Source organism: Rhizobium sp. 0TCS1.26, assembly GCF_050455525.1.
GTDB lineage: Bacteria > Pseudomonadota > Alphaproteobacteria > Rhizobiales > Rhizobiaceae > Neorhizobium.
On sequence record NZ_JBCIYV010000004.1, the window covers coordinates 360,759 to 383,546 of the forward strand.

A 22,788-nucleotide genomic window follows, 5' to 3' on the forward strand; every position below is an offset into this window, starting at 1 on the left:
ACCATGACTATCGCCGCCGCCCTTGCCAATCTGGCGAGCCGCCTTCCCACCTTCGAGCCGGGCCATGTGTGGCTCGCCGGCGCCGGCCCGGGGGATCCGCGCTACCTGACGCTGGAGGTCATTGACGCGCTGGGCAAGGCTGACGTGATCGTCCATGACGCACTGGTATCCGAGGACGTGCTGGCCTTCGCCCCGCAGGCGAAGGTGTTGTATGCCGGCAAGCGCGGCGGCAAGCCGTCGACGGCGCAGGACGACATCACGCTCTCGCTGATCCGCCTGGCGAGGGAAGGCCACCGGGTACTGCGGCTAAAGGGCGGCGACCCGTTCATCTTCGGCCGCGGCGGCGAAGAGGCAGAGGCGCTGGTCAAGGCCGGCATCCCGTTCCGGGTTCTTCCGGGCATGACCTCGGCGCTGGCAGCACTTGCCTCGGTGCGCATTCCAGCCACCATGCGCGGCATCAGCAAAGCGATCACGCTGGCGACCGGCCACGCGGCCGGCACCGAGGATGATCTCGACTGGGCAGCACTCGCCCGCACGGGCGAACCGATCGTCGTCTATATGGGGTTGAAGAACCTCGACCTCATCAGCCGGCTGCTGATCGAGGGCGGGCGGGCATCCGAGACGCCGGTCGCGGTGATCATGGCCGCGACGACCGGCGAGGAGCGACTGCTGACGGCAACACTTGCAACGGTTGCCGGTGAAGTGGAACGCCAGGGATTTGCAGCACCGGCCCTGATCGTCATCGGCGAGATCGTGCTGATGCGCGATCTTCTGGCCTCCCCCGCGGGGGAAACCCCATGACCCGCGCCCTCATCATCGGTGCACCGCGCTCCGGCTCCGGCAAGACCAGCGTCACCATCGGTCTCTTGCGCGCCTTTGCCCGGCGGGGCTTGCGCGTGCGGGGCGTCAAATCCGGCCCGGATTACATCGATCCCGGCTTCCATCACGCGGCGACCGGCCGCGCCGGGCTGAACCTCGACAGCTGGGCCATGGAGCCGGACCTTGTTGCGCAACTGCTCGGACAGGCGGCCGAGGATGCAGACCTGCTGCTGATCGAAAGCGCCATGGGCCTGTTCGACGGCATCGCCGGCGGAGAAGGCCGCACCGGTGCGGCAGCAGATCTTGCGCGCCTGCTCGGCATTCCGGTGCTGCTGGTGCTCGACGTCTCCGGCCAGAGCCAGACGGCCGCCGCCGTCGCCATCGGCTTCCGCCATTACGATCCGGACGTCCGCATGGCTGGTGTGGTGCTGAACCGGGCCGGCAGCGAGCGGCATGTGCGACTGTCGACGGCGGCGATCGAGGACACAGGCATGTCGGTCGTCGGTGCCGTGCTGCGCAACAGCGAGCTGTCGCTGCCGGAGCGGCATCTGGGGCTGGTGCAGGCGAGCGAGCATCCGGCCATCCAGGGCCATATTGATCGGCTGGCGGACGTGATGGAGACGTCGCTTGATCTCGATGCCATCCTGTCGCTGACTGTCGAGCTACCGGCTTCGACGGGTTCGACGCAGGCGCATCTGCCGCCGCCCGGCCAGCGCATCGCGATTGCCTCCGACGCCGCCTTCACCTTCCTTTATCCGCATCTAGGCTCCCACTGGCGCGCGGTGGGTGCCGAGCTCGTGCCCTTCTCGCCGCTTGCCGACGAGGCGCCGCCCGCCGACTGCGACGTCTGCTGGATCCCCGGTGGCTATCCCGAGCTGCACGCCGAGAGGATTGCGGCTGCCGATCGCTTTCGCCAGGGGCTTGCCCGCTTCGCCGCGGAAAAGCCGGTGCACGGCGAGTGCGGCGGCTACATGGTGCTGGGCGAACGGCTGGAGGACGCCGAGGGTGTGAGCCACGCGATGACCGGTCTGCTGTCGCATGCAACAAGCTTTGCCCGGCGCAAGATGAACCTCGGATATAGACAGGCGACGCTGCTGGCCGACGGACCGATGGGGGTGGCCGGCCAGGTAATCCGCGGCCATGAGTTTCATTATGCGAGCGTCAGCGATCCGGGCACCGACGAGGCTTTCGCCACCATCGCCGACGGCACCGGCCAGCCGATCGGCCGCTCCGGCGGGCGCCGCGGACAGGTGACCGGCACCTTCTTCCACGCCATCGCCCGGGTGACGCAGTAGCGTGAGGGCGTCGCGCCTATTCGATGAAAACGCGCACGGTGGCGGCACGACCCATCGCGTCGATCACCGTCAGTGTCGAATAGCCGGCACCATCCGGCCGCCATTCCGAGATGCGCTTGCGGGAAAGTTCCGCCAGCGGCCTGCCGTTGGCGAGCCAGCGGAACGGCGCCCGCCCGCCCTGCAGCTTCAGCACCAGCGGCGAAAGCTCGGTGCCGGATCTGGCACCAAGATCGACGCGTGCCCCCTCCGGCGGATAGATAATCTGCGGTGCCGGTTCGCGCGACGTGCTGCGCACCAGGCCGCCCGAGGTCATGGCAAACCGGCGCAAACCGATCGGCAGGTCCGTGATGGCGACGCGGATCGCACCCGGCGGCGGTGACGGATGGGCGCTGAGCGGCACGCCCGACCTCGAAAACGCCTCGAACAGCACGGGCGCCGCCGTACCGTAGCCGGTAATGCCGGGAACGGCGGCGTTATCGGGCCGTCCAATCCAGACACCGAGCACGTAGCGCCCGTCATAGCCGACCGACCAGGCGTCGCGGTAGCCGTAGCTGGTGCCGGTCTTGTAGGCGAGGCCGAGCCGTGGACTTCCGCCCGGCGGCAGAACGTCGGAGAGAATGTCGGTGACCGTCCAGACGGCGGTCGAGGACAGGAGCGGCAGGTCGGCGTCGCGTCTGGGTAGATCCCGGATGCCATCGCCGAGCCGCACCGGCCAGCCCTGATTGGCAAGCCCGGCATAGAGCTGGACAAGATCCTTCAGCGTCATGCCGACACCGCCCAGGCCGATCGCCAGCCCCGGCGCTTCGCCCGGCGGCAGGATCGGCCGCACGTCGGCGCGGCGGAAGCGCATCATCAGACGGCTCGGACCCACGGCATCGAGAAGCCGGACCGCCGGCACATTGAGCGACAGCTGCAGCGCCTGGCGAATGCTGACATCGCCCTGGTAGCTCATGTCGAAATTGTGCGGCCGGTAGCCGGAGAAATCGGACGGACGGTCCTCGATGATCGTCTCCTGCGCCACCATACCTTCCTCGAAAGCGAGCCCGTAGATGAACGGCTTCAGCGTCGAGCCGGGTGACCGGACCGTCCGCGTCATGTCGATCCAGCCGGACCGGCCGGCATCGAAATAGTCCGCCGATCCGACTTCGGCGATGATCTCGCCTGTCGAGGAATCCGCCATCAGCATGGCGAGCGACACCTTGGGCGGCAGCCGCTGGGTGGCGGCACTAGCGACCGCCTCCAGCCTCTCCTGTACCGAACGCTTGAGCGTCGTCCTGTGACTGCGACCCGCCGGATCCTTGCGCAGCGCCGCCTCCGCCAGATGCGCCGCAAGAGCCGGAAGCTGGCGTCTCTGCCCGGGGATGGCGACGAGCATTGCGCGCTCCGCCTCGCCTTCGCCGACAAGAGCCGCAACCGCATCGCGTCCCAGCACCCGTTGCCGGGATGCCTTGGCAGCCTCCGGAAAGCGATCCGGCCGCCGCGCTTCGGGCGATTGCGGCAGGGCGACCAGGAGAGCTGCCTCGGCCACCGACAGGCGGCGCGGCTCCTTGCCGAAATAGGCAAGGCTTGCCGACCGAACGCCTTCCAGGTTGCCGCCGTAAGGTGCGTGGGTGAGGTAGAGATCGAGGATCTCAGCCTTCGACAGCCGCCGCTCGATCTGCACCGCGCGCGCCATCTGCCGGAGCTTGGCCATCAACGACCGGCCATCGCGCGGCTCGATCAGCCGCGCCACCTGCATCGACAGCGTCGAGGCGCCGGAGACGATCCGGCCGTGGGTGATGAGCTGCCACGCGGCCCGACCCAGCGCGTAGGCGTCGATCCCGCCATGCTCGAAGAAGCGACGGTCCTCGTAGGCGATCAGCATGCGCACGAAGCCCGGATCGACGTCGCCGGCCTCAGTCTTCAGCCGCCAGAGCCCGTCGGGCGTCGCAAATGCCCGCAGCAACTGGCCATCGGCATCCAAAACCTCGCGCGAGGCGACCTCTGCGGCGGCAAGCGGCGGCGGATAGGCGCGGTCTGCGGCTTCGAGCCCGTGCACCAGCCCAAACCCGAGCCCGAGGCAGACAAGCACACCAACAGTCGTCCCGACCGCCCATCGCGTGGCGCGCCGCATCGCCGCTACTGAGCCTCCCGAACCTGCATGCGACCGGTGGCCGTGCGGGCGGAAAGCTGCGGGCGATACATATCTTCCACATAGGCCGCCGGATGATCATAGGTGCCCGGCGTCACCGCCCGAACCACATAGGCGAGCTTGATCTCGCGATTGTCTCCCTGGCTGCGATCGAAGGCGGCGACGAAGCGGTCGTTGCGGAACTCCGTATGCGCAGCTGTCACCGCGCCCACCCACTCGAAATTGGTCATCTGGGCGCTGTCGACGAGGCTTGGATTGTCAATCTCGAAGCCTGCCGGCAAGAGGTCCTGGATCAGCACGCGGGACGGCCAGTCGTTGGTTTCAGTGACCGTCAGCACCACGACATAGCGCTCGTTCTGCTGCACCTCGCTGACATTGGCGGCCTCGCCATCCATTGTGTAGTAGGCGCGCTCGATAGCGAAACCGTCGCCGCCTGCCGGCAGCGGCTGGCGCGGTGCAGCGATCGTCGTCACTACGGCCGAAACAGGGTCCGTGCTGCGGTTGGCGAGCGTCACGGGGCTGACCAGCAGGTCGTCGCCGCTGATCCGCTGTTCGTAGGCGCCAGTCTGCGGCTTGCCGTTGACATCGACCTTCAGCCCGTCATCGCCCTTCTGCAGGGCGCGCGCCGCAAGCAGCATCCAGGCCTGTTCCTGGGTGCTGGTATAACGCTTGCCGCGCGCCTGCTTGGCGACCGCGTCGGCAAGCGCCGGCACGACCGGCGGCACCGGACGGCTTTCCGCCGCCAGCGCCAGAACCGCCGCTCCATCGCGCAGGGACGAGCCATAATCCGACCGCGACAGGCTGACCGGCTTGGCGATCGACTGCTCGGTCATCTGCAGGGCCGAGGCGAACACGGTGCGCGAGCGCGGTGCATCGCCATAGAGCGAAAGCGCCGCCGCCAGATGCGCCTTCGACATCGGCGTCGGGAAATCGGCGAGCATCGTGTCGGCATAATACCGCAGATCGCTGATCGAGGCCTTGCGGTTGCGCGCCAGCACATAGAGCGCATAGGCCACGGGGCCGCCCTGGTCCTTGATGTTGACGTCGTAGGCAAGTGAATTCTGCAGGTTGTCGAGGGCCTGCGACAGGGCCTGGTCCGGCACCTCATAGCCCTGCTCGCGGGCACGGGTCAGGAAGTCGCTGACATAGGCATCCAGCCAGCGGTCGCCGCTGCCCGGTGACCAAAGACCGAAGCTGCCGGCCGAGGACTGGTAGGACAGAACGCGGTAGACGGCGTCCTGCACCCGCGTCTTCATCTCCGGATCGTCCGCCACGCCATTCTTGCGCGACAGTTCGGAGAGGTAGAGGAGCGGCAGTGCCCGGCTCGTGGTCTGCTCGGCGCATCCATACGGGTAACGGTCGAGCGCCATCAGCAGCGCGGGGATGTCAAAATCCGCCGAACGGGTGACACTGAGGGCGACGGAAGCGCCCGACAGCTGCGCGTCGGCAAGCAGGTTGTCATCCACCGTCAGGCTCTGGCCGGGGGCGAGCGCGATCACGCGGCGCTCGGTAACCGGCAGCACGGCTGGGCGCACCGGCAGGTCGAGCTGCTGCTCCATCGCCGCAAGCCCATTGCCTGACAGCGTCAGGGTGACGGATCCGTCGCCGGTCCGGATGCCCTTGAGCGGCAGGTGCAGCGTCTGCTTGCCCCCCGCCTCCAGGCGGATCATCCGGCCGCCGCTGCCGCCGTCGGCGCCGACGAAGGCGTTGTTCGCGACCGAAAGCGTGTAATCGCCGGCCGGCGCATCGGTGTTGGCGATGTCCAGGCGCAGGCTCGCTTCGTCCCCGGGCGCCATGAAGCGCGGCAGGCTTGCCGTCAGCACCACCGGATCGCGGATCACCACGTCCTTTGTGCCGTGGCCGACGCCGCCCTTCGTCCAGGCGACCGCCATCAACCGTGCGGTGCCGTTGAACTGCGGGATGTCGAACGACACCTGGGCCTTGCCCTCGCCATCGAGCTTGACGATACCGGAGAAGAAGGCGACCAGCTTTTCCTTCGGCGGGCTCCCCTGCAGGGCAACGCTTCCGCCGTCGCCGCCGGTGCGCAACCGCCCGGTCGCGCCGAGCGAACCATCGATCAACCGGCCGTAGATGTCACGGATTTCCAGACCAAGGCGGCGCTGGCCAAAATACCAGTCGTCCGGCGCCGGCGGCTCGTAGCGCGTCAGGTTGAGAATGCCGACATCGACGGCGGCCACCGTTACATAAGCCTCCGACTGCACGCCGGCGCCGGTGACGGCAATGTCAACGGTAAGCGGCTGGCGCGGCAACGTCTTGTCGGGCGCCGAAACCGTGACGGAAAGATCGCGGTCCTGCGGATCGACCTTCAGCCAGTTGATGCCGATCGCCCGCATCGGCATGCGCGTCTGTTGTGCCTGACCTGGACGATAGAGCGTCACGGTAACGTAGGCGCCGGCGCCGTAGGCTTCGGTCACGGGGATCTGCACCTCGCCGCCGCTTTCACCGATCGCGACGTTCTGCACGGCAATCAGGCTTTCGGCGCCGCTCGTCACCATTAGCTGCCCGCCATAGCGCGACGACACCTTGAGCCTGGCGGTCTCGCCGACCTTGTAGCTCGGCTTGTCAAGCGCCACTTCCAGCGCATCCGGCGTTTCGGTGGAGCTGGCGGTGACGAACCATCCGGCATCGAACTCGACGCTGCTCGCCGGCCCGTCCGCGTCCGGGCTTTCCACTTCCAGCCGGTAGCGGCCCCATTCGACGGGAACGGCGATCTTGCCGCCATCGGCGACCGTCACGTCGAGCCGGCCGTTGCCGACCTGCTTGGTACGATTGACCGCCTCATAGCGCCAGGACGTGCCCTCGCGGTACCACTGGTAGTCGCGCTCGATCTTCACCAGCTTCCAGACGAGACTGGCAGCAGCCTGACGCTGGCCGTCCTCGCCGATCATCATGACGTTGAAATTGCCGATGGAATTCTCGGCGAGATCGCCGGAGAATTCTGGCTTGATGCCGATCCGCGGCCCGTCGGCGCGCACCGGAAGCTTCAGCGTCCGCTCGACAGCGCGGCCGCCGCCTTCCTTGAGGCGCACGACGATCTCCGCGTCGGTCAACTGCGTCGTCGACGCAAGTTCGGCCACGCTGGCGTTGAAACTTGCCTTGCCGTCCTCGTCCAGCACGTCGAGCCCCTCGAGCGGCAGGCGTTCCGCCTCGCTTGCCTCCTCGTCGGCAAGGCCGAAGACATACCCCTTGTAAGCCTCGCGCTCGCGGGTGCGCTTCAGCACGATCTCGCCCTCAAGGCCGAGGCCCGCGGCCGGCGCGCCGTAGAGATAGCGACCGTCGACGGTCACGGCGACGTCTTCGCCGACGACAATCTCCTTCGCCGGGCTCGACAGATCGAACTCGATACGGTCGGGAACGAAGTCGTCGACCAGGAAGCGCTTCTCGGCGATTGCCGACCCCTTTGGATCGGTAAACACCTGCATCGTCCATGTGCCACGCAGCGCTGTTGCCAGCACCGGCAGGTCGACGGCATAGCCGCCGAGCGTTCCGTTGCCGGTCATCCGGCGATCCTCGACGCCGTCCGGGCGCAGGAAGACGAAGGTGAGCGGCAGGCTGTCGATCGAACGCGCCTCGCCGTCACGCGCCAGGAGTGCCGCATGCACGGTCTCGCCGGGGCGATAGATCCCCCGCTCTGTCCAGGCATAGACATCGATGGCGCCCGGCGCCGGACGGCCCGTTACGCCGCGATCGGACAGATCGAAGCCGGCCCGCGTCATGTCGAGGAACACGTAATCCTCGTCGGTCTTCTTCGCCGTCAGCACGGCGGGCACCATGCCCGCGGTGCCGCGGATCAGGCCGGCGGTGAAAGTGGCACGTCCATCGGCATCGGTCGTCGCAGTGCCCAGCACCTCGTTGTTGCGGGCCAGCAGCTGCAGGTCGACGCCGGCGACGGGTGCCGCACTCTCCAGCGAGCGGGCGAAGACGTTCAGCCCATCCGTGCCGGCATAGGTCGTGAGGCCGAGATCGGAGACGACGAACCACTGGGTCGCCTGGTTATCCCATTCGTTGGTCGTGCCGGTGCCGGCCGTCGCCGTCAGCACGTAGACGCCCGGCTTGCGCTTCGGCAGAACCTCGTCGACGGGGAAGCTGGTGGTGACGTCCTTGTTCACCTCCTGGCCGATCTCGATCGATCCCTGCCACACCAGTTCGCCGTTGTTCTCCTGGATCTGGTCGGCCGTATAGCCGTCCATCTGCGTCAGGAACTGCGAATTGGCGAGCAGCGGCGCGATATTGCGGTCGCCGATGCGGTAGAGCTTGAGGTTGGCGCTGGTGGTGTTGACCGAAACGAGGGGGATGCCGCGCCGGGCGGTCGATGGCAGCACGAAGCTGTCGCCGGTGAACCGTACGGTCGGCGAGCGATCCTTGACGTAGATGTCGAGATCAATGGCCGCCTCGAGGTTTTCTCCGACCGACGAGGGAAGCCCGCGGCGCAGCGTCAGCCTGTATCGTTCGCCATGCACCAGACCTTCGACGCAGATCTGCTTGTCCTTGGCTTCGAGCGCCTTGGGCGCGGCACCGTTCAGCGTGACAAAGGGCGTGTAGTCCGTGCCGGCCTTCACCAGGGCTTCGGAAAACTGCACGCAGACGCGCGGGCTTACGCTGTCGGCATCGACCGAGTGATCGGTGACGCGGAAACCGAAGCGTTCGCGCAGATCGTTGTAGCGCGCCTGGACGATGCTGGAGCGCGCAAGGTCGAGGCTATCCTTCAGCGCGGTGATGGCGCCGCGGTGGTTTTCCTGCGATTCCAGTCCTTCGCCCAGAAGAGCCAGTGCCTCGGCCCGGCGCTGGACGGTGCGCGACGTGTCGTGTGCATTGATTGCCGAAAGAACCGCCTTGGCGGCAAGATCCGCATCGCTCCGGACCGTCCCGGCTGCGCGCGACATCTCGATCCAGAGCGACGCATCGTCCGGTTCGATGGACAGGGCACCGGTGAGTGCAAGGATTGCTCCGGGAACGTCGCCACCGACGAGGTCCAGCTGCGCCAGCGCCTTCAGGCTTTCCAGCCCCTGGCCGGCCAGCTCGGCCGGCATCTCCAGGTCGTTATAGAGCGCATCCGCCTGCTGCTGCACTTCAGGTGTGATCATCGTCAGCGCCTTCGGCGCGCCGATGTCGGGATCGCTTGCGGGGGTGACGATCTTGCCGGCGACGGCACCAGGAAAGGCGTTCAGCGTGTTGTAGTCGGACTTGAGGAAGCACCACTTCGCCTTGACGTTGAAGGTGAAGGCGCGGCAGGACCTGTCGTCGATGCAGGCTTTCTCGCACTCGGCGAGCGGCACGTTCTTCACAGTTCGCAAGTCGAAACCGAGGTAATCGCTCTCTTCCACCGTCTCGATCTGGCGCTGGGTCTGCTGGGCCCCGGCCGGCTGGCCGGAAACGAGAGCAGCAACAAGAAGAGACAGTGCAAACCACGCGCGCTTAGACATCATGTCCCCCCGGAAAGCTGCGTCTGTGAGAGCCGAACACTCTGCACTTACCGGACGGTTGTCAATTGAAACGATTACGACATTGATAGGCCGCCACGCCGGCTGCACTGTCGCCATGGCAGGGCTTCCGATGCACGGTTCCATGAGGCACACGAGATGACGTCCAACACCATCAACCGCGACCTGGCGCCCATCCTGCGGATCGATTTCCCGCCGGCCGACAGGCTGGGTCGCGGCAAGATCGCGCTGCTCGAGCATATCCGCGAGACCGGATCGATTTCCGCCGCGGGCCGTGCCATGGACATGTCCTACCGGCGGGCCTGGCTGCTGGTCGACGCGCTGAACCGGATGTTCGATGAGCCGGCGGTCGAACCGCAGCGCGGCGGCAAGCAGGGCGGCGGCGCCCAGCTGACCGCTTTCGGCGAGCAACTCGTGGCGCGTTTCCGGGCGATGGAGGTACGGCTCGAAGACGCCCTTGCCGACGATCTGGCCTGGCTCAATGCCCGTCGAGCGCCACCGTCTTGACGATGGCAAAGACCGACATGCCGAGGACGAGCCCGAGGCGGCGGACGGAAACCTCGGTGATCCGCGCCTGCAGCAGATCGTCACCGCAGCGCACGCCAATATCGGCTGCGCCATCGCCGGTCGCAGCGATCGTCACGATACGGCCTTCGAGAATGTTGAGCGCGCTGATGCCCTGCGGCCGAACCGTCGCCAGCAGCACCTCGCGCGCCGGAACATGCAGCCGGAGCCTCACCCCGGGAACGAGATCGATGCGCGGCAACAGCAGCGTGTCACGCGAAAGCCGGATGGTCGAAAGCCCGGCCTCTACATCGACGGACTGGACAATCCCCGACAGAACGCTGCCGGCCTCCCGCCCGGTGCTCGACGATCCGCTGCCGAGCATGTCGGAGGCGCTTCCCGCACCCTCGACGCGGCCGTCGGCAAGCACAACGACACGGTCCGCCAGGCGCGCGACTTCAGGCACCGAGTGACTCACATAGAGGATCGGCAGGACGAGCTCGTCGCGCAACCGCTCCAGATAGGGGAGGATTTCCGCCTTTCGCGCATCGTCGAGTGCCGAGAGCGGCTCGTCCATCAGCAACAGGCGCGGCGAGGAGAGAAGCGCCCGGCCAATCGCCACCCGCTGCCTTTCACCGCCCGAGAGCGTAGCCGGCCGCCGCTCGAGAAGACCTGAAATCCCCAGCATCTCGAAGATCCGCGAAGGCTCCTGCGAGCGTTGCGCCTTCGGTGCCAGCCAGCGACCGTAGAGAAGGTTCTGCCGGACCGTGAGGTGCGGGAACAGCCGTGGCTCCTGGAACACGTAGCCGAAGCGCCGCTGGTGGCTGGGTGTGTGGATCTGCGCCGCGGTATCCAGCAGTACGTCGCCATCCAGGGTGATACGGCCCTCGGTCGGTCGCACCAGCCCGCCGACAATCCGCAGCACGCTGGTCTTGCCCGAGCCGGAGCGTCCGAACAGCGCGGTCACACCGCGCTCCGAGGTGAAGGAAACGTCGAGCTGGAAGTCGCCCTGATGGTGCCGGATGTCGACGGTCAGCGTCATGCGGGCTGGATCCTTCGCCCGATGATGCGCGCCATCGCTTCCGAGGCCAGCAGCGCCGCCATCGAGATGGCGATCGCGACAATGGTCAGGCGCAAGGCGCCGGCATCGCCGCCCGGCACCTGGGTAAAGGTGTAGATGGCGGCGGACAGGGTCTGCGTCTCGCCAGGGATGTTGGAGACGAAGGTGATCGTGGCGCCGAATTCGCCCATCGCCTTGGCAAATGACAGGATCATGCCGGCCACCAAGCCTGGCAGCATCAGCGGCAGGGTGATCGTCGCGAACACCATGATCGGCGAGGCACCGAGCGTTCCGGCCGCCTCCTCGAGCCCGGCGTCGATCGCCTCGATGGACAGCCGGATCGACCGCACCAGCAGCGGAAAGCCCATGACCGCGCAGGCGAGCGCGGCACCGGTCCAGCGGAACGACAGGACGATGCCGAAATGGTCGGCGAGAAACGCACCGATCGGCCCACGCCGGCCGAACAGGATGAGCAGGACATAGCCGGTCACCACCGGCGGCAGGATCAGCGGCAGATGCACGAGGCCGTTGAGGATCGATTTGCCCCAGAAGCGGCCACGCGCCAGGGCATAGGCGATGACGACACCGAACGGCAGGCTGCACAGCATGGCGACGACGGAGACCAGGAGGCTCAGCCGGATCGCGTCCCATTCCTCAGCGCTGAGAGACAGCCAGCCCATTCCACCTCGTTACGCGCATTGTACGGCCGACTGCCGCAAGATGCGCCAGTTGTGCGGCAAACCTACTTCAGAACCGTAAAGCCCTGCTTGGTGAAGAACGGCGTTGCCCGATGGGACTTCAGGAAATCCAGGTAGGCTTGGGCCGAGGCACTCTTGGAGTCCGCCAGCACGGCAGCCGGATAGATGATCGGCGGATGCGCCTCCTGCGGGAAGGTACCGACGACGGCGACCCCTGCTTCGGCGACCGCATCGGTCTGGTAGACGATCCCGTAGGGCGCCTCGCCACGCGATACCAGCGCCAGTGCCGAGCGAACGTTTTCCGCCCCTGCCACCTTGTTCTCCACGCTCTCCCAGACGCCGAGCGTCTGCAGCGCCGCCTTGCCGTATTTGCCGGCCGGCACGCTGTCGACCGCGCCCATGGCAAGCCGGCCGCCGGCGAGCAGGCCGGCAAGGTCGAAGCCGGGTCTGATGTCGACCGGCTTTGCGCCATCCTCGGGCGCGACGAGAACCAGCCGGTTGCCGAGCAAGTTGCTGCGGGTCTCGGTGCGGATGAGGTTCTTGCCCGCCAGAAAATCCATCCAGTCGAGATCGGCGGAGATGAAGATATCGGCCGGGGCGCCCGCCTCGATCTGCTTGGCGAGCGCCGAGCTTGCCGCATAGGAGACGGTGACGGGCGTGCCTGTCTCGGCGCGATAGGCTGCATTGGCGGCATCAAGCGCCGTCTTCATGCTGGCCGCGGCAAACACCGTCACCTTACCGGCGTCCTGCGCCGCCGCGGGCAGCGAAGCGATGAACCCTGCAGCAAGCAGCGCGGCCACAGTTTGCTGGAAGCGGCGGCGGGTCTGGGACATGGAAGCTCCACGGTTCGAGCGCGATATATGGTTGAATATATCGACATCGTGGCTTTTGACTAGCGTTGTATTCCGGGAAATATAGCCGTGCCGAAAGGCACCTTCGTTACGCTGCTTCGCCCGAGGCGGACTTGACGCAGAAGCCGGGACATCCACCTATTCCGGCATGGGTCGGGCGCGGATTGCGCCGGACCCTGCCCGAGCGCAAGGAGGCGACGATGACGGATGATCCTTCCGAACCCGAAAATACCAAGCTGACCACCACCAAGCGCAAATGGGCCGCCGAAGGCCGCTTCCTCACCGGCCGCATCTCGCGCCCCGAGACCGATCGCCTGCCGCCCGGCCAGCATCTCGTCAAGAACTGGCCGGTGCTCGATCTTGGGCAGCAGCCGCAGATTTCCGAAATGCAGTGGCGGCTGGATGTGCGTGGCGAGGTCGACGACGCGGTGACGCTGAACTGGCAGCAGTTCCTCGCTTTGCCGCAGGCAAAGACCATGTCCGACATCCACTGCGTGACGACCTGGTCGCGCTACGACAACACCTGGCAGGGTGTGATGGTTCGCGACCTGCTTGATCTGGTGCACCCGAGACCAGAGGCGGATGCGGTCATGCTGACCAGTTTCGACGGCTATACCACCAACCTGCTGCTGTCGGATTTCGCCGCCGAAGACGCGATCCTTGCCACGCACTGGGAGGGGCAGCCGATCACCCGCGAGCATGGCGGGCCGATGCGCCTCGTGCTGCCGCATCTGTACCTGTGGAAGAGCGCCAAATGGCTGACGCGCATCGAGTTTACCCGCCAGGACCGGCCGGGCTTCTGGGAGAAGAACGGCTATCACATGCGCGGCGATCCTTGGTCAGAGCAGCGCTATTCGGAAGACTGACTTTGCGCTATGCGGTGGTGTGCGTCTGCGCGATCCGGATCGCCCGGTGATCGAGCGTGCCAGGCAGGCGTTCGGGATCCATGCGCGGCCCGACGAGCGACAACTGGCCGCGTGACAGGAAGAATCCGATCGCCAGGCTCGCGAGGAACGGCACGAGATTGTGCGCCGGACAAAGACCCGGGCCGGCACTGAACGGCACCAGCCCCTGCAGCGGCAGGCTGTCGCCGGACAGCCAGATGTCGGTGTTCATCCGGTCGGCATCGGCGAAGCGCGCCGGATCCCGGTGGAAGAACGGCGTGAAGATCAGGATGCCGGTGCCCTTGGCCAGCCGCGTTCCGCCCCAGGTAACATCCGTTGTCGCCTCGCGCAGGATGGCGGGCGTTGTCGGCCAGAGGCGCAACGATTCGAGAAAGCAGCGGCGGGTGAACGGCCGGTCCCCGTGACCAGCAGCGGCCTCGGCGCGGGCTTGCGAAGCGATATGCGGATGCAGAGCCAGCAACGCCAGCGTGCGGAAGGTTGCCATGCCTGCCGGGTCGAAGGCGAACAGCCACTGGGTGATCTGGCTTGCCGGCTCGATCGCTTCGTCGCGCGGCATGCGAGCGGCGAGCGATCCGGGATCCGCATTCGCCTGGTACGTGCCGATCCGCCGCAGGAGCTCTTCCCGCAAAGCCCTGTTCTGGCGCAGGAAATAGGCCCAGTTCGCCCGGCCGCGCACACGGTCGAGGAGCGCCGTGAACGCCTCGTCGTCTCGCGCCGCGTCGCCCAGCACCAACCGCCGGACGATGCGGAACCAGGCCGTCGAGAAATCCTCCCAGCCCCACTCGTTGCCCGGCAGATGCCCTGCCACCGCGCCGAACTCCGCCTCGATCAGCGCCGTGCACCGTGCCGCCAACGGATGCACGCGCTCGGCCGTCGCCAGCGCCGCCTCGTGCAGCGGCCGCAACTGCGCCCGCCGCGGCGCGTCGGAAATCAGCACATTGCCCGGCTCCAGATGGTTCAGCGCCGCCCGTTTCTCGCGCGTCGCGGTCGCGAAAGGATCCGGCGAGCGCTGCAGCACGTGGTCGACATCCGCCGGATCCAGCAGCACCAGATGCGGCCGCACCGGAAGATTGAGCAGGACCGCGCGTCCGCCATGTGCATAGCGCAACCGCTGCAGCGTCGCGATCGCACGGCTGTCGAGACTGAAGCGGGCGGCGCTGTGTTCCCCCGACGGCCGGCGGATTATCACCCCTTTGGCGAAGGTCGGCCCGATGACGCGGCTCAGAACCTGCAGGGTCTCGGCGAGGCTGGCTTTGAAAAAATCTTGCGGCATGCGGCTTCCCTTCGAGACGGACCCGGCATCCGCCAAAGCTGCGCGAACAATGGAATGAGCCTGATGTTCCGGAAGCCCGTCCACCACCGCCAGCCCAAACGAAAGCAGCCGGCGCTGGGGGGCGCCGGCTGCTTCAATGATGTTGGCAAAGGGGATCAGGCTTCCGGAAAGATCGGATCCTTGACGAAGTTGCCGCCCTGATAGACCGCTAGCGGTGCGGTGGAATCCGGCCGGCCGAGCGCCGCATCGAGCTCGGCGCGATAGCTTTCAGCGTTGTCCTGCGGCTTCCAGCCCAGATAAGCCGCGTGCGAATTGTCCCACCACCGGCTGTCGTTGTTGGAAATGCCCCAGACGATCGGGCAGCCGAGCATCGGCGCGCGGAACACCGCCTCGATCAGCAGCTTGAAGTCGTTGTAGGACATCCACGTCGACAGCATGCGGTGATTGCTCGGCTTTTCCATGCAGCTGCCGATGCGCACCAGCGCCGTCTCCTGGCCGAACTTCTCGAAATACATCCGGGCGATCGCCTCGCCGAAACACTTGGAGACGCCGTAAAGGCCGTCCGGACGCATCGGCGCGGTGGTGTCGATGTGCTGGTCCTGGCGATAGAAGCCGACCGTGTGGTTGGAGCTGGCAAACAGTATGCGCGGATGGCCGTTCGCCCGCGCCGCCTCGTAGAGGTTGTACATTCCCAGCAGGTTGGCGTTGAGGATCTTGGAGAACTTGTCCTCCACCGAAATGCCGCCCAGGTGCAGGATGGCGTCGCAGCCCGAAACCAGCCGATGGACGGCCTCCGCGTCGCCGAGGTCGCACTGGACGAGCTCCTCATGCGGCGCAGCCGTACCGAGGTCGCTGATGTCGGAAAGGCGCAACGTCTCGGCCAGCGGCGCCAGGCGGGCGCGCATGGCCCGACCAAGTGCCCCGGCAGCACCGGTGATCAGCAGTCTTTTCACGGAAATTCCTCCTCGGATGGCGGTGTGGGAGCGCCAACTTGTCTCCCAGACAAGATGATTTATCATACATGTTGGCAGACGAGCGTCAACACGCTAGAGCTAGTACGATTGAGACACCTTGTTCTTCCGGCAGGGTCCGAACACGAAGGAAACGACATGAGCGTCGCCACCCGGGGCAGGCCTCACCAGGGCTCAGGTACGCTGGCATCGCGCCTGAGCGAGGCCTTGCGCCAGTCGATCGCCGGCGGGCAGTACCCGCCCGGCAGCAAGTTGCCGAGCGAGGCACAGCTGGGAGAGGCGCACGGCGTGAGCCGGACCGTTGTTCGGGAAGCAATTGCGGCGCTGCGCTCCGACCGTCTGGTGGAGGCCCGGCAGGGCGCCGGCGTCTTCGTGCTGGATCTGCCGTCAGGCACGGCCGGAGCCGGCCTGTCGATCGAGAACGTCGATCATGCCCGGGTTTCCTCGGTTATCGAGTTCCTCGAGCTCCGCACCGCTGTCGAGGTGGAGGCGGCCGGTCTTGCGGCTCTGCGGCGTTCACCGGCTCAGGAAGAGGTGATCATCGACTGTCACTACGCGGTCCAGGCGTGTCTGGAGGCCGGCCGGCCGAGCAGCGATGCTGATTTCTCGCTGCACCTGGCGATCGCCGAAGCCACTAACAATCCGCGCTTCCGGGACTTCCTGTCGATGATCGGCAAGAGCGTCATTCCGCGCGCCGCCCTGCGCAACGAGGAAAGCGAGGAAGACCAGGCGGCCTATATCCGCCTGCTGACGGAGGAGCACGATGCCATCGTCAGCGCCATCTCGACCGGCGACGAGGACACGGCGCGGGAAGCCATGCGCCGGCACCTGCGCGGCAGCCAGTCGCGCTACCGGGCACTGCTGCGCGGCCAGCGGCAATTTGTAAGATAACTAATTGACACTTGTATGGTGAATATATACGACAACCAACGGAGGCTACAACCAGAGAGGAAATCCAAGAATGACGCCACAAGAGATTAAGGCGGCGCTCGGCGCTGGCCTTCTGTCCTTCCCGGTGACGCATTTCGATGCGGAAGGACAGTTTCAGCCGGAGAGCTACCGCCGCCATGTCGAGTGGCTTTCGGGATTTGACGCACCGGTCCTCTTCGCCGCCGGTGGTACCGGCGAATTCTTCTCTCTCTCGCCCGACGAGATCCCCGGGATCATCGCTGCTGCCAAGGAAGCGGCTGGCGATACGGCGATTGTTTCGGGCTGCGGCTTCGGCAGCCATGTCGGTGTCGAGCTGGCGAAATCGGTCGAGAAGGCCGGCGCCGACGGCATCCTGCTCCTGCCCCACTACCTGATCGACGCGCCGCAGGAAGGCCTTTACAACCACGTCAAGAAGATCTGCCAGTCCGTCGGCATCGGCGTCATGGTCTACAACCGCGACAACTCCATCCTGTCCGTCGATACGTTGAAGCGCTTGTGTGACGAGTGCCCCAACCTCGTCGGCTTCAAGGATGGCACGGGCGATATCGGCCTCGTTCGCCAGGTTACCGCCACCATGGGCGACCGGCTGACCTATCTTGGCGGCATGCCGACAGCCGAACTTTTTGCCGAAGCCTATCTGGGCGCCGGCTTCACCACCTATTCATCCGCCGTCTTCAACTTCGTGCCGGGTCTCGCGGTCGAGTTCTACAAGGCGCTGCGCGCCGGCGAGCGCGAGCACTGCGAGAAGATCCTGCGCGACTTCTTCTATCCGTTCATGGCCATCCGCAACCGCCGCAAGGGCTATGCCGTCGCCGCCATCAAGGCCGGCGTGCGCCTGCAGGGCTTCGACGCCGGCAAGGTGCGTGCGCCGCTCGACGACCTGACACGAGAAGAGGAAGGCATGCTGCTCGATCTCATCGGTCCCTGGAAGCGGAGCTGATGGTGTGCCGATGAAGATCGCCGCGGTCCGCACCCATCTTCTTGAGCACAAACTCGACGTTGCCTTCGAAAGCGCTTCCATGCGCTTCGATCGCCGCGCCCACGTGCTGGTCGAGATCGAGTGCGACGACGGCACGATCGGCTGGGGCGAGTGCCTTGGTCCGGCGCGCCCGAATGCCGCGGTGGTGGCGGCCTATGCCGGCTGGCTGGTCGGCGAGGATCCGCTGCAGAACGAGAAGATCTGGGCAAGGCTCTACAATGCACTGCGCGACCAGGGGCAGCGCGGCCTGACGATCACCGCTCTGTCGGGCATCGACATGGCGCTCTGGGACATCAAGGGCAAGCGCTTCGGCGTGCCGGTCTCGGTGCTGCTCGGTGGACGTTTTCGCGAGAGCGTCCGGGCCTATGCCACCGGCAGCTTCAAGCGGGATGGCGTCGACCGGGTGGAAGACAATGCGACCGACGTCGCGCGCTACTGGACCGAAGGTTTCCACGCCACCAAGATCAAGATCGGCTTCGGCGTCGAGGAGGATCTGCGGGTCGTACGCGCCGCCCGTGAGGCGGTTGGTCCCGACATGCGCATCATGGTCGATGCCAATCACGGCTATGATGCCGTCGAGGCGATCCGTTTCGGTCAGGCGGCCGCCGAACTCGATATCGACTGGTTCGAGGAACCGGTCGTGCCGGAACAACTCGCCGCCTATCGCGAAGTGCGCGCCCGCCAGCCGATCCCTGTCGCCGGCGGAGAAACCTGGCATACCCGCTGGGGCATGCGCGAGCCGGTCGAAACGCGCTGCGTCGACATCCTGCAGCCCGATCTCGCCGGCGTCGGCGGCTTCACCGAAGCAAAGCGCGTCGCCGATCTGGCAGCGCTGCATGGCATCCGCGTCGTTCCGCATGTGTGGGGGACGGCAGTGCATATCGCTGCCGCACTGCAGTTCATGGCGGCCATGGTGCCGAGCCCGGTCCGGGTCAACCCGATCGAGCCGATCCTCGAGTTCGACCGGACCCACAATCCTTTCCGGCAGGCGATCGTCAAGACGCCGATCGATCACGTCGACGGCGTGGTGGCGATCCCGGACGGCGCCGGCCTCGGTATCGAGATCGACCGCGCCGCACTCGCCGAATATCGCATGGGAGATGCATGATGCTGGTTCGCACCCTGTCCGGAGAGAAGCCCCTGATCACGCTGCCGGAGGGGAGCGTCGACACCCAGATGCACATGTACCTGCCGGGCTTTCCGTCGCTTCCCGGCGGCCCGGGCCTGCCGGCCGGCGACCTGCCGACGCCGCAGCAGTACCGCCAGTTCATGCAGTGGCTGGGCATCGACCGCGTCATCATCACCCAGGGCAATGCCCAGCAGCGTGACAACGGCAACCTGGTCGCCTGCCTCAACGAGATGGGCGATGTCGCCCGCGGCGTCGCTGCCGTCGGCGCGGATGTCTCGGATGCCGAACTCGACGCACTTGGAGAAGCCGGCGTCGTCGGGCTGCGGATCATGGACCTGCCGGGCGGCGCGACCGACCTGTCGGCGCTGGAGACACTCGACGCCAAGGCTGCGGCCCGCGGCTGGATGCTCGCCGTGCAGTTCGACGGCAGCAAGATCCTCGACCACGAGGCGCGACTTGCGGCTCTGAAATCCCGCTGGGTGTTCGACCACCACGGCAAGTTCTTCAGCGGCGTGACGCCGGACAGCCCTCAGATCGCTGCCACCCGGCGGCTGATCGACGGCGGCCGGTGCTGGTTCAAGTTCGCCGGCGTCTACGAATCATCGAAGAGCGGCGGTCCCGGTTACGAGGATGTCGCAGCAGTGGCCCGCATGCTTGCCGCCCATGCGCCGGAGCGCATCGTCTGGGGCACGAACTGGCCGCACAACCTGGCGCGCGAGCAGAACGACTACCCGGACGACCGGGCGCTCACCGACACCGTCCTTGGCTGGATCGCCGATGATGACGGCCGCCGCAAGGCGCTGGTCGACAATCCCGAGACCCTGTTCGGCCTGCCGAAATGGCGGGCAGGAGACGCATGACCGTACGCCAGGGCGGGAGACCCTGGCACAACGAAAGTGGAGGACGAACATGAAACTGACGAAACTTCTCGGGCTGGCCCTTGGCCTTGCCATGAGCACGACACTGGCCCAGGCCCAGGAAATCAACCTGCGCTCGGCCGACATCCATCCGGACGGCTATCCGACCGTCGAGGCGGTCAAGTACATGGGCCAGCTGCTGTCGGAGCGATCCAACGGCCGCATTAATGTCCAGGTGATGAACAATTCGGTGCTCGGCAGCGAAAAGGACACCATCGAGCAGACCCGGTTCGGCGTTATCGACCTTAACCGCGTCAACGCCGCACCCTTCAACAACCTGGTGAAGGAAACCGTCGTTCTCGGCATGCCCTTCCTGTTCCGCTCGACCGACCATATGCACAAGACGGTCGACGGCCCGATCGGCGACGAGATCCTTGCCGCATTCGAACCGCACGGCCTGATCGGCCTCGCCTACTACGATTCCGGCGCCCGCTCCTTCTACACCACCAAGAAGCCGATCGAGAAGCTGGCCGACCTCAAGGGCATGAAGATCCGCGTCCAGCAGTCGGACCTTTGGATCGCCATGATGCAGGCCTTCGGCGCCAACCCGACGCCGATGCCGATGGGCGAAGTCTATTCGTCGCTCGAGACCGGTGTCGTCGACGGGGCGGAGAATAACTGGCCGTCCTACGAGTCCGCGCGCCACTACGAAGTGGCCAAGAACTACACGCTGACGGAACACTCGCTGAACCCGGAAATCCTGGTGATGTCGAAGATGAGCTGGGACAAGCTGACCCCGGACGACCAGAAGCTCGTTCGCCAGGCAGCCAAGGATTCGGTCGCCAAGATGCGCGAACTGTGGACTGCGCGTGAAAAGGCCTCCGAGGAAAAGGTTCGGGCGGGTGGCGTCAACGTCATCAAGGTCGACAAGGCGGAATTCTCGGCCGCGATGAAGCCGGTCTACGACAAGTTCGTCACCGACGCCAAGCTGAAGGACCTCCTCGAGCGCATCCAGGCCGTCCAGTAACATCACTGCCGAAAGGGCCGGTTCGCGAAAGCGGAACGGCCCTTTCTCTGTACATGCGCATGTTTCAAAAAGCGCAGGAGGACTAGGGGAAATGAGAAACTTCATGCGGACGATAAGGCCGGCACTCGCCGTGCTGAGCCGCCTAATGCTCTACATCGCCGGTATCGGCATTGTTGCCATGACCTTGATCGTCGGCTGGCAGGTCTTTGGCCGCTATGTGCTGAATGACTCGCCGAGCTGGTCAGAGCCACTATCGCTCTATCTGATGTCCTGGTTCATCATGCTCGGCGCCGCTGTCGGCGTTCGCGAAAGCGTCCATCTCGGGCTCGATATCGTCCGCTACGTAATGCCGCCGGCGATCCAGAAGGGCATGGACCTCATCAGCCTCGGCCTCATCATCCTCTTCGGCATTGGCATGGCCTACTACTCGACGCTGCTCGCCATGGGCACCTGGACCGCCAGCATTCCGGTTCTCGGCTGGCCGGGCGGCACCGACTTTTTCCCGATGATCTTCGGCGGCGTGATGATCGCGGTCTTTGCTGCCGAACGGTTCGCAGATGTCGCGATCGGCGAGGAAATCGCCGCCGACGTCCTCGTGCAGGAGGCTGCGTAATGGCCTACACAATTCTCTTCGCCTCGTTCACCCTCCTGATGCTGATCGGCATGCCGATCGCCTTCTGCCTGGGCATCGCATCGTTTGCGACGGTCCTCTACATCGGCCTGCCGCCGATCGTCGTCTTCCAGCAGCTGAATTCCGGCATGAACGTGTTTGCCATGATGGCGATCCCGTTCTTCATCTTCGCCGGCGACCTGATGGTGCGCGGCGGCATCGCCCACCGCCTGATCCGCTTTGCGGCCGGACTTGTCGGCCATCTGCGGGGCGGCCTCGGTCAGGTCAACGTCGTTGCTTCCACGCTGTTCGGCGGTATTTCCGGATCGGCCGTTGCCGATGCGTCCGCGGTTGGCGGATTGATGATCCCGCAGATGGCTGCCCGCGGCTACGACCGGGATTATGCAGTGAACGTCACGGCCAACGCCGCGATCATCGCGCTGATGATCCCGCCGTCGCACAACATGATCCTCTACTCGATCGCTGCCGGCGGCAACGTCTCGGTTGCCGACCTCTTCACCGCCGGCATCATCCCCGGCCTGCTGCTGGCCGGCGCCCTGATGTTCACCGCTTGGTGGGTTGCGGTGAAGCGCGGCTATCCGGCCGACGTGTTCCCAGGCTTTGCCCGCGTCGGTTATTACTTTCTGGCCTCGATGCCGGGCATCCTGCTGATCGCCATCATCTTCGGCGGCGTCCGTTCGGGCGTATTCACGGCAACCGAAAGCTCCTGCATTGCCGTCATCTATGCTCTTCTCGTCGCCATGCTGGTGTATCGAGAACTGAACTGGGACGGCTTTGTCGAGGCGGTGATGGGCGCCGTGCGCACCACGGCGATGGTTCTGCTGGTCATCGGCACCGCAGCCTCGTTCGGCTGGCTGATGGCCTTCCTCCAGGTTCAGACGCTGATCATTGCCGCCATCTCGGCGATCTCGGACAATCCGATCATCGTTCTCCTGATGATCAACGTCATCCTGCTGGTGCTTGGCACCTTCATGGACATGGCGCCGATGGTCATCATCTCGACGCCCATCCTGCTTCCCGTCGTGAAAGCCTTCGGCATCGACCCGGTACACTTCGGAGTCATCATGATCCTTAATGCCGGCATCGGGTTGAACACGCCGCCGGTTGGGACGGTGCTGTTCGTCAGTTGCGCGGTGGGCGGGATCACCATCCGCGAGGCGATGCGAACGATCTGGCCGTTCTTCGGTGCCAGCGTCGCCGTGTTGCTGCTCGTCACCTACATCCCGGCGCTGTCGCTGTGGCTGCCGAGCCTGTTCCGCTAATCCA

18 protein-coding genes are annotated in these 22,788 nt (G+C 65.8%); 11 read left to right on the forward strand and 7 right to left on the reverse strand.

Annotation, left to right across the window (positions count from 1 at the left end; all coding sequences use genetic code 11):
- Positions 1–3 precede the first annotated feature (3 nt).
- Together cobA and AAIH46_RS19475 are read left to right on the forward strand one after the other, a co-directional pair.
- A complete protein-coding gene (cobA, locus tag AAIH46_RS19470; RefSeq protein WP_430307709.1) occupies positions 4–801 on the forward strand; it encodes a uroporphyrinogen-III C-methyltransferase in 798 nt (265 codons plus the stop codon).
- Complete coding sequence (locus tag AAIH46_RS19475; protein ID WP_430307710.1) at positions 798–2,114, forward strand: cobyrinate a,c-diamide synthase; 1,317 nt, start codon at positions 798–800, stop codon at positions 2,112–2,114. The genes cobA and AAIH46_RS19475 overlap by 4 nt, the downstream gene beginning before the upstream one ends.
- Positions 2,115–2,130: 16 nt before the next feature.
- On the opposite strand, the gene pbpC is transcribed toward AAIH46_RS19475, so the two are convergent.
- Positions 2,131–4,227, reverse strand: a complete 2,097-nt coding sequence (pbpC, locus tag AAIH46_RS19480) for a penicillin-binding protein 1C (RefSeq protein ID WP_430307711.1) — start codon at positions 4,225–4,227, stop codon at positions 2,131–2,133.
- 5 nt (positions 4,228–4,232) lie between these two features.
- Entirely contained in the window at positions 4,233–9,689 is a 5,457-nt protein-coding gene (locus AAIH46_RS19485; protein ID WP_430307712.1) for an MG2 domain-containing protein, read from the reverse strand.
- A gap of 156 nt (positions 9,690–9,845) precedes the next feature.
- On the opposite strand from AAIH46_RS19485, the gene AAIH46_RS19490 reads away from it, so the two are divergent.
- Positions 9,846–10,214 carry a winged helix-turn-helix domain-containing protein gene (locus AAIH46_RS19490; RefSeq protein WP_430307713.1) on the forward strand — a complete coding sequence of 123 codons (369 nt, stop codon included), beginning with the start codon at positions 9,846–9,848 and terminating at the stop codon, positions 10,212–10,214.
- Here AAIH46_RS19490 and modC read toward each other — a convergent pair.
- The 3 genes from modC to modA form a co-directional block, all read right to left on the reverse strand.
- Positions 10,186–11,253 (reverse strand): molybdenum ABC transporter ATP-binding protein, encoded by a 1,068-nt coding sequence (gene modC / locus AAIH46_RS19495; RefSeq protein ID WP_430307714.1) that lies wholly within the window; start codon positions 11,251–11,253, stop codon positions 10,186–10,188. The genes AAIH46_RS19490 and modC overlap by 29 nt on opposite strands.
- A complete protein-coding gene (gene modB, locus AAIH46_RS19500; RefSeq protein WP_430307715.1) occupies positions 11,250–11,951 on the reverse strand; it encodes a molybdate ABC transporter permease subunit in 702 nt (233 codons plus the stop codon). The genes modC and modB overlap by 4 nt, the downstream gene beginning before the upstream one ends.
- 62 nt (positions 11,952–12,013) lie before the next feature.
- Positions 12,014–12,802, reverse strand: a complete 789-nt coding sequence (gene modA / locus AAIH46_RS19505) for a molybdate ABC transporter substrate-binding protein (protein WP_430307716.1) — start codon at positions 12,800–12,802, stop codon at positions 12,014–12,016.
- A 218-nt stretch (positions 12,803–13,020) separates the two neighbouring features.
- On the opposite strand from modA, the gene AAIH46_RS19510 reads away from it, so the two are divergent.
- Positions 13,021–13,686, forward strand: coding sequence for a sulfite oxidase-like oxidoreductase (locus AAIH46_RS19510; RefSeq protein WP_430307717.1), 666 nt, complete (start codon positions 13,021–13,023; stop codon positions 13,684–13,686).
- Between the two features lie 7 nt (positions 13,687–13,693).
- Here AAIH46_RS19510 and AAIH46_RS19515 read toward each other — a convergent pair whose 3' ends face one another.
- Together AAIH46_RS19515 and AAIH46_RS19520 are read right to left on the reverse strand one after the other, a co-directional pair.
- Positions 13,694–14,998, reverse strand: coding sequence for a cytochrome P450 (locus AAIH46_RS19515; RefSeq protein ID WP_430307718.1), 1,305 nt, complete (start codon positions 14,996–14,998; stop codon positions 13,694–13,696).
- A gap of 155 nt (positions 14,999–15,153) precedes the next feature.
- A complete protein-coding gene (locus AAIH46_RS19520) occupies positions 15,154–15,951 on the reverse strand; it encodes an NAD-dependent epimerase/dehydratase family protein (protein ID WP_430307719.1) in 798 nt (265 codons plus the stop codon).
- Between the two features lie 156 nt (positions 15,952–16,107).
- Here AAIH46_RS19520 and AAIH46_RS19525 point away from each other — a divergent pair, with 156 nt between their 5' ends.
- The 7 genes from AAIH46_RS19525 to AAIH46_RS19555 all read left to right on the forward strand — a co-directional run bounded on the left by AAIH46_RS19525 (position 16,108) and on the right by AAIH46_RS19555 (position 22,784).
- Positions 16,108–16,860 (forward strand): FadR/GntR family transcriptional regulator, encoded by a 753-nt coding sequence (locus AAIH46_RS19525; RefSeq protein ID WP_430307720.1) that lies wholly within the window; start codon positions 16,108–16,110, stop codon positions 16,858–16,860.
- Positions 16,861–16,930: 70 nt separating this feature from the next.
- Complete coding sequence (kdgD, locus tag AAIH46_RS19530) at positions 16,931–17,839, forward strand: 5-dehydro-4-deoxyglucarate dehydratase (protein ID WP_430307721.1); 909 nt, start codon at positions 16,931–16,933, stop codon at positions 17,837–17,839.
- 10 nt (positions 17,840–17,849) lie between these two features.
- Positions 17,850–18,986: a mandelate racemase/muconate lactonizing enzyme family protein gene (locus AAIH46_RS19535; protein ID WP_430307765.1), complete on the forward strand. Its 1,137-nt coding sequence runs from the start codon at positions 17,850–17,852 to the stop codon at positions 18,984–18,986.
- The gene (locus AAIH46_RS19540; RefSeq protein ID WP_430307722.1) at positions 18,986–19,867 is read left to right on the forward strand and encodes an amidohydrolase family protein; all 882 of its coding nucleotides are present in this window, start codon (positions 18,986–18,988) and stop codon (positions 19,865–19,867) included. Before AAIH46_RS19535 ends, AAIH46_RS19540 begins: the two co-directional genes overlap by 1 nt.
- Positions 19,868–19,916: 49 nt before the next feature.
- On the forward strand, positions 19,917–20,891 hold the full coding sequence (locus AAIH46_RS19545; RefSeq protein WP_430307723.1) for a TRAP transporter substrate-binding protein: 975 nt from the start codon (positions 19,917–19,919) through the stop codon (positions 20,889–20,891).
- 91 nt (positions 20,892–20,982) lie between these two features.
- Positions 20,983–21,504, forward strand: coding sequence for a TRAP transporter small permease (locus tag AAIH46_RS19550; RefSeq protein WP_430307724.1), 522 nt, complete (start codon positions 20,983–20,985; stop codon positions 21,502–21,504).
- A complete protein-coding gene (locus AAIH46_RS19555) occupies positions 21,504–22,784 on the forward strand; it encodes a TRAP transporter large permease (protein WP_430307725.1) in 1,281 nt (426 codons plus the stop codon). Before AAIH46_RS19550 ends, AAIH46_RS19555 begins: the two co-directional genes overlap by 1 nt.
- The last annotated feature ends 4 nt before the right edge of the window (positions 22,785–22,788 follow it).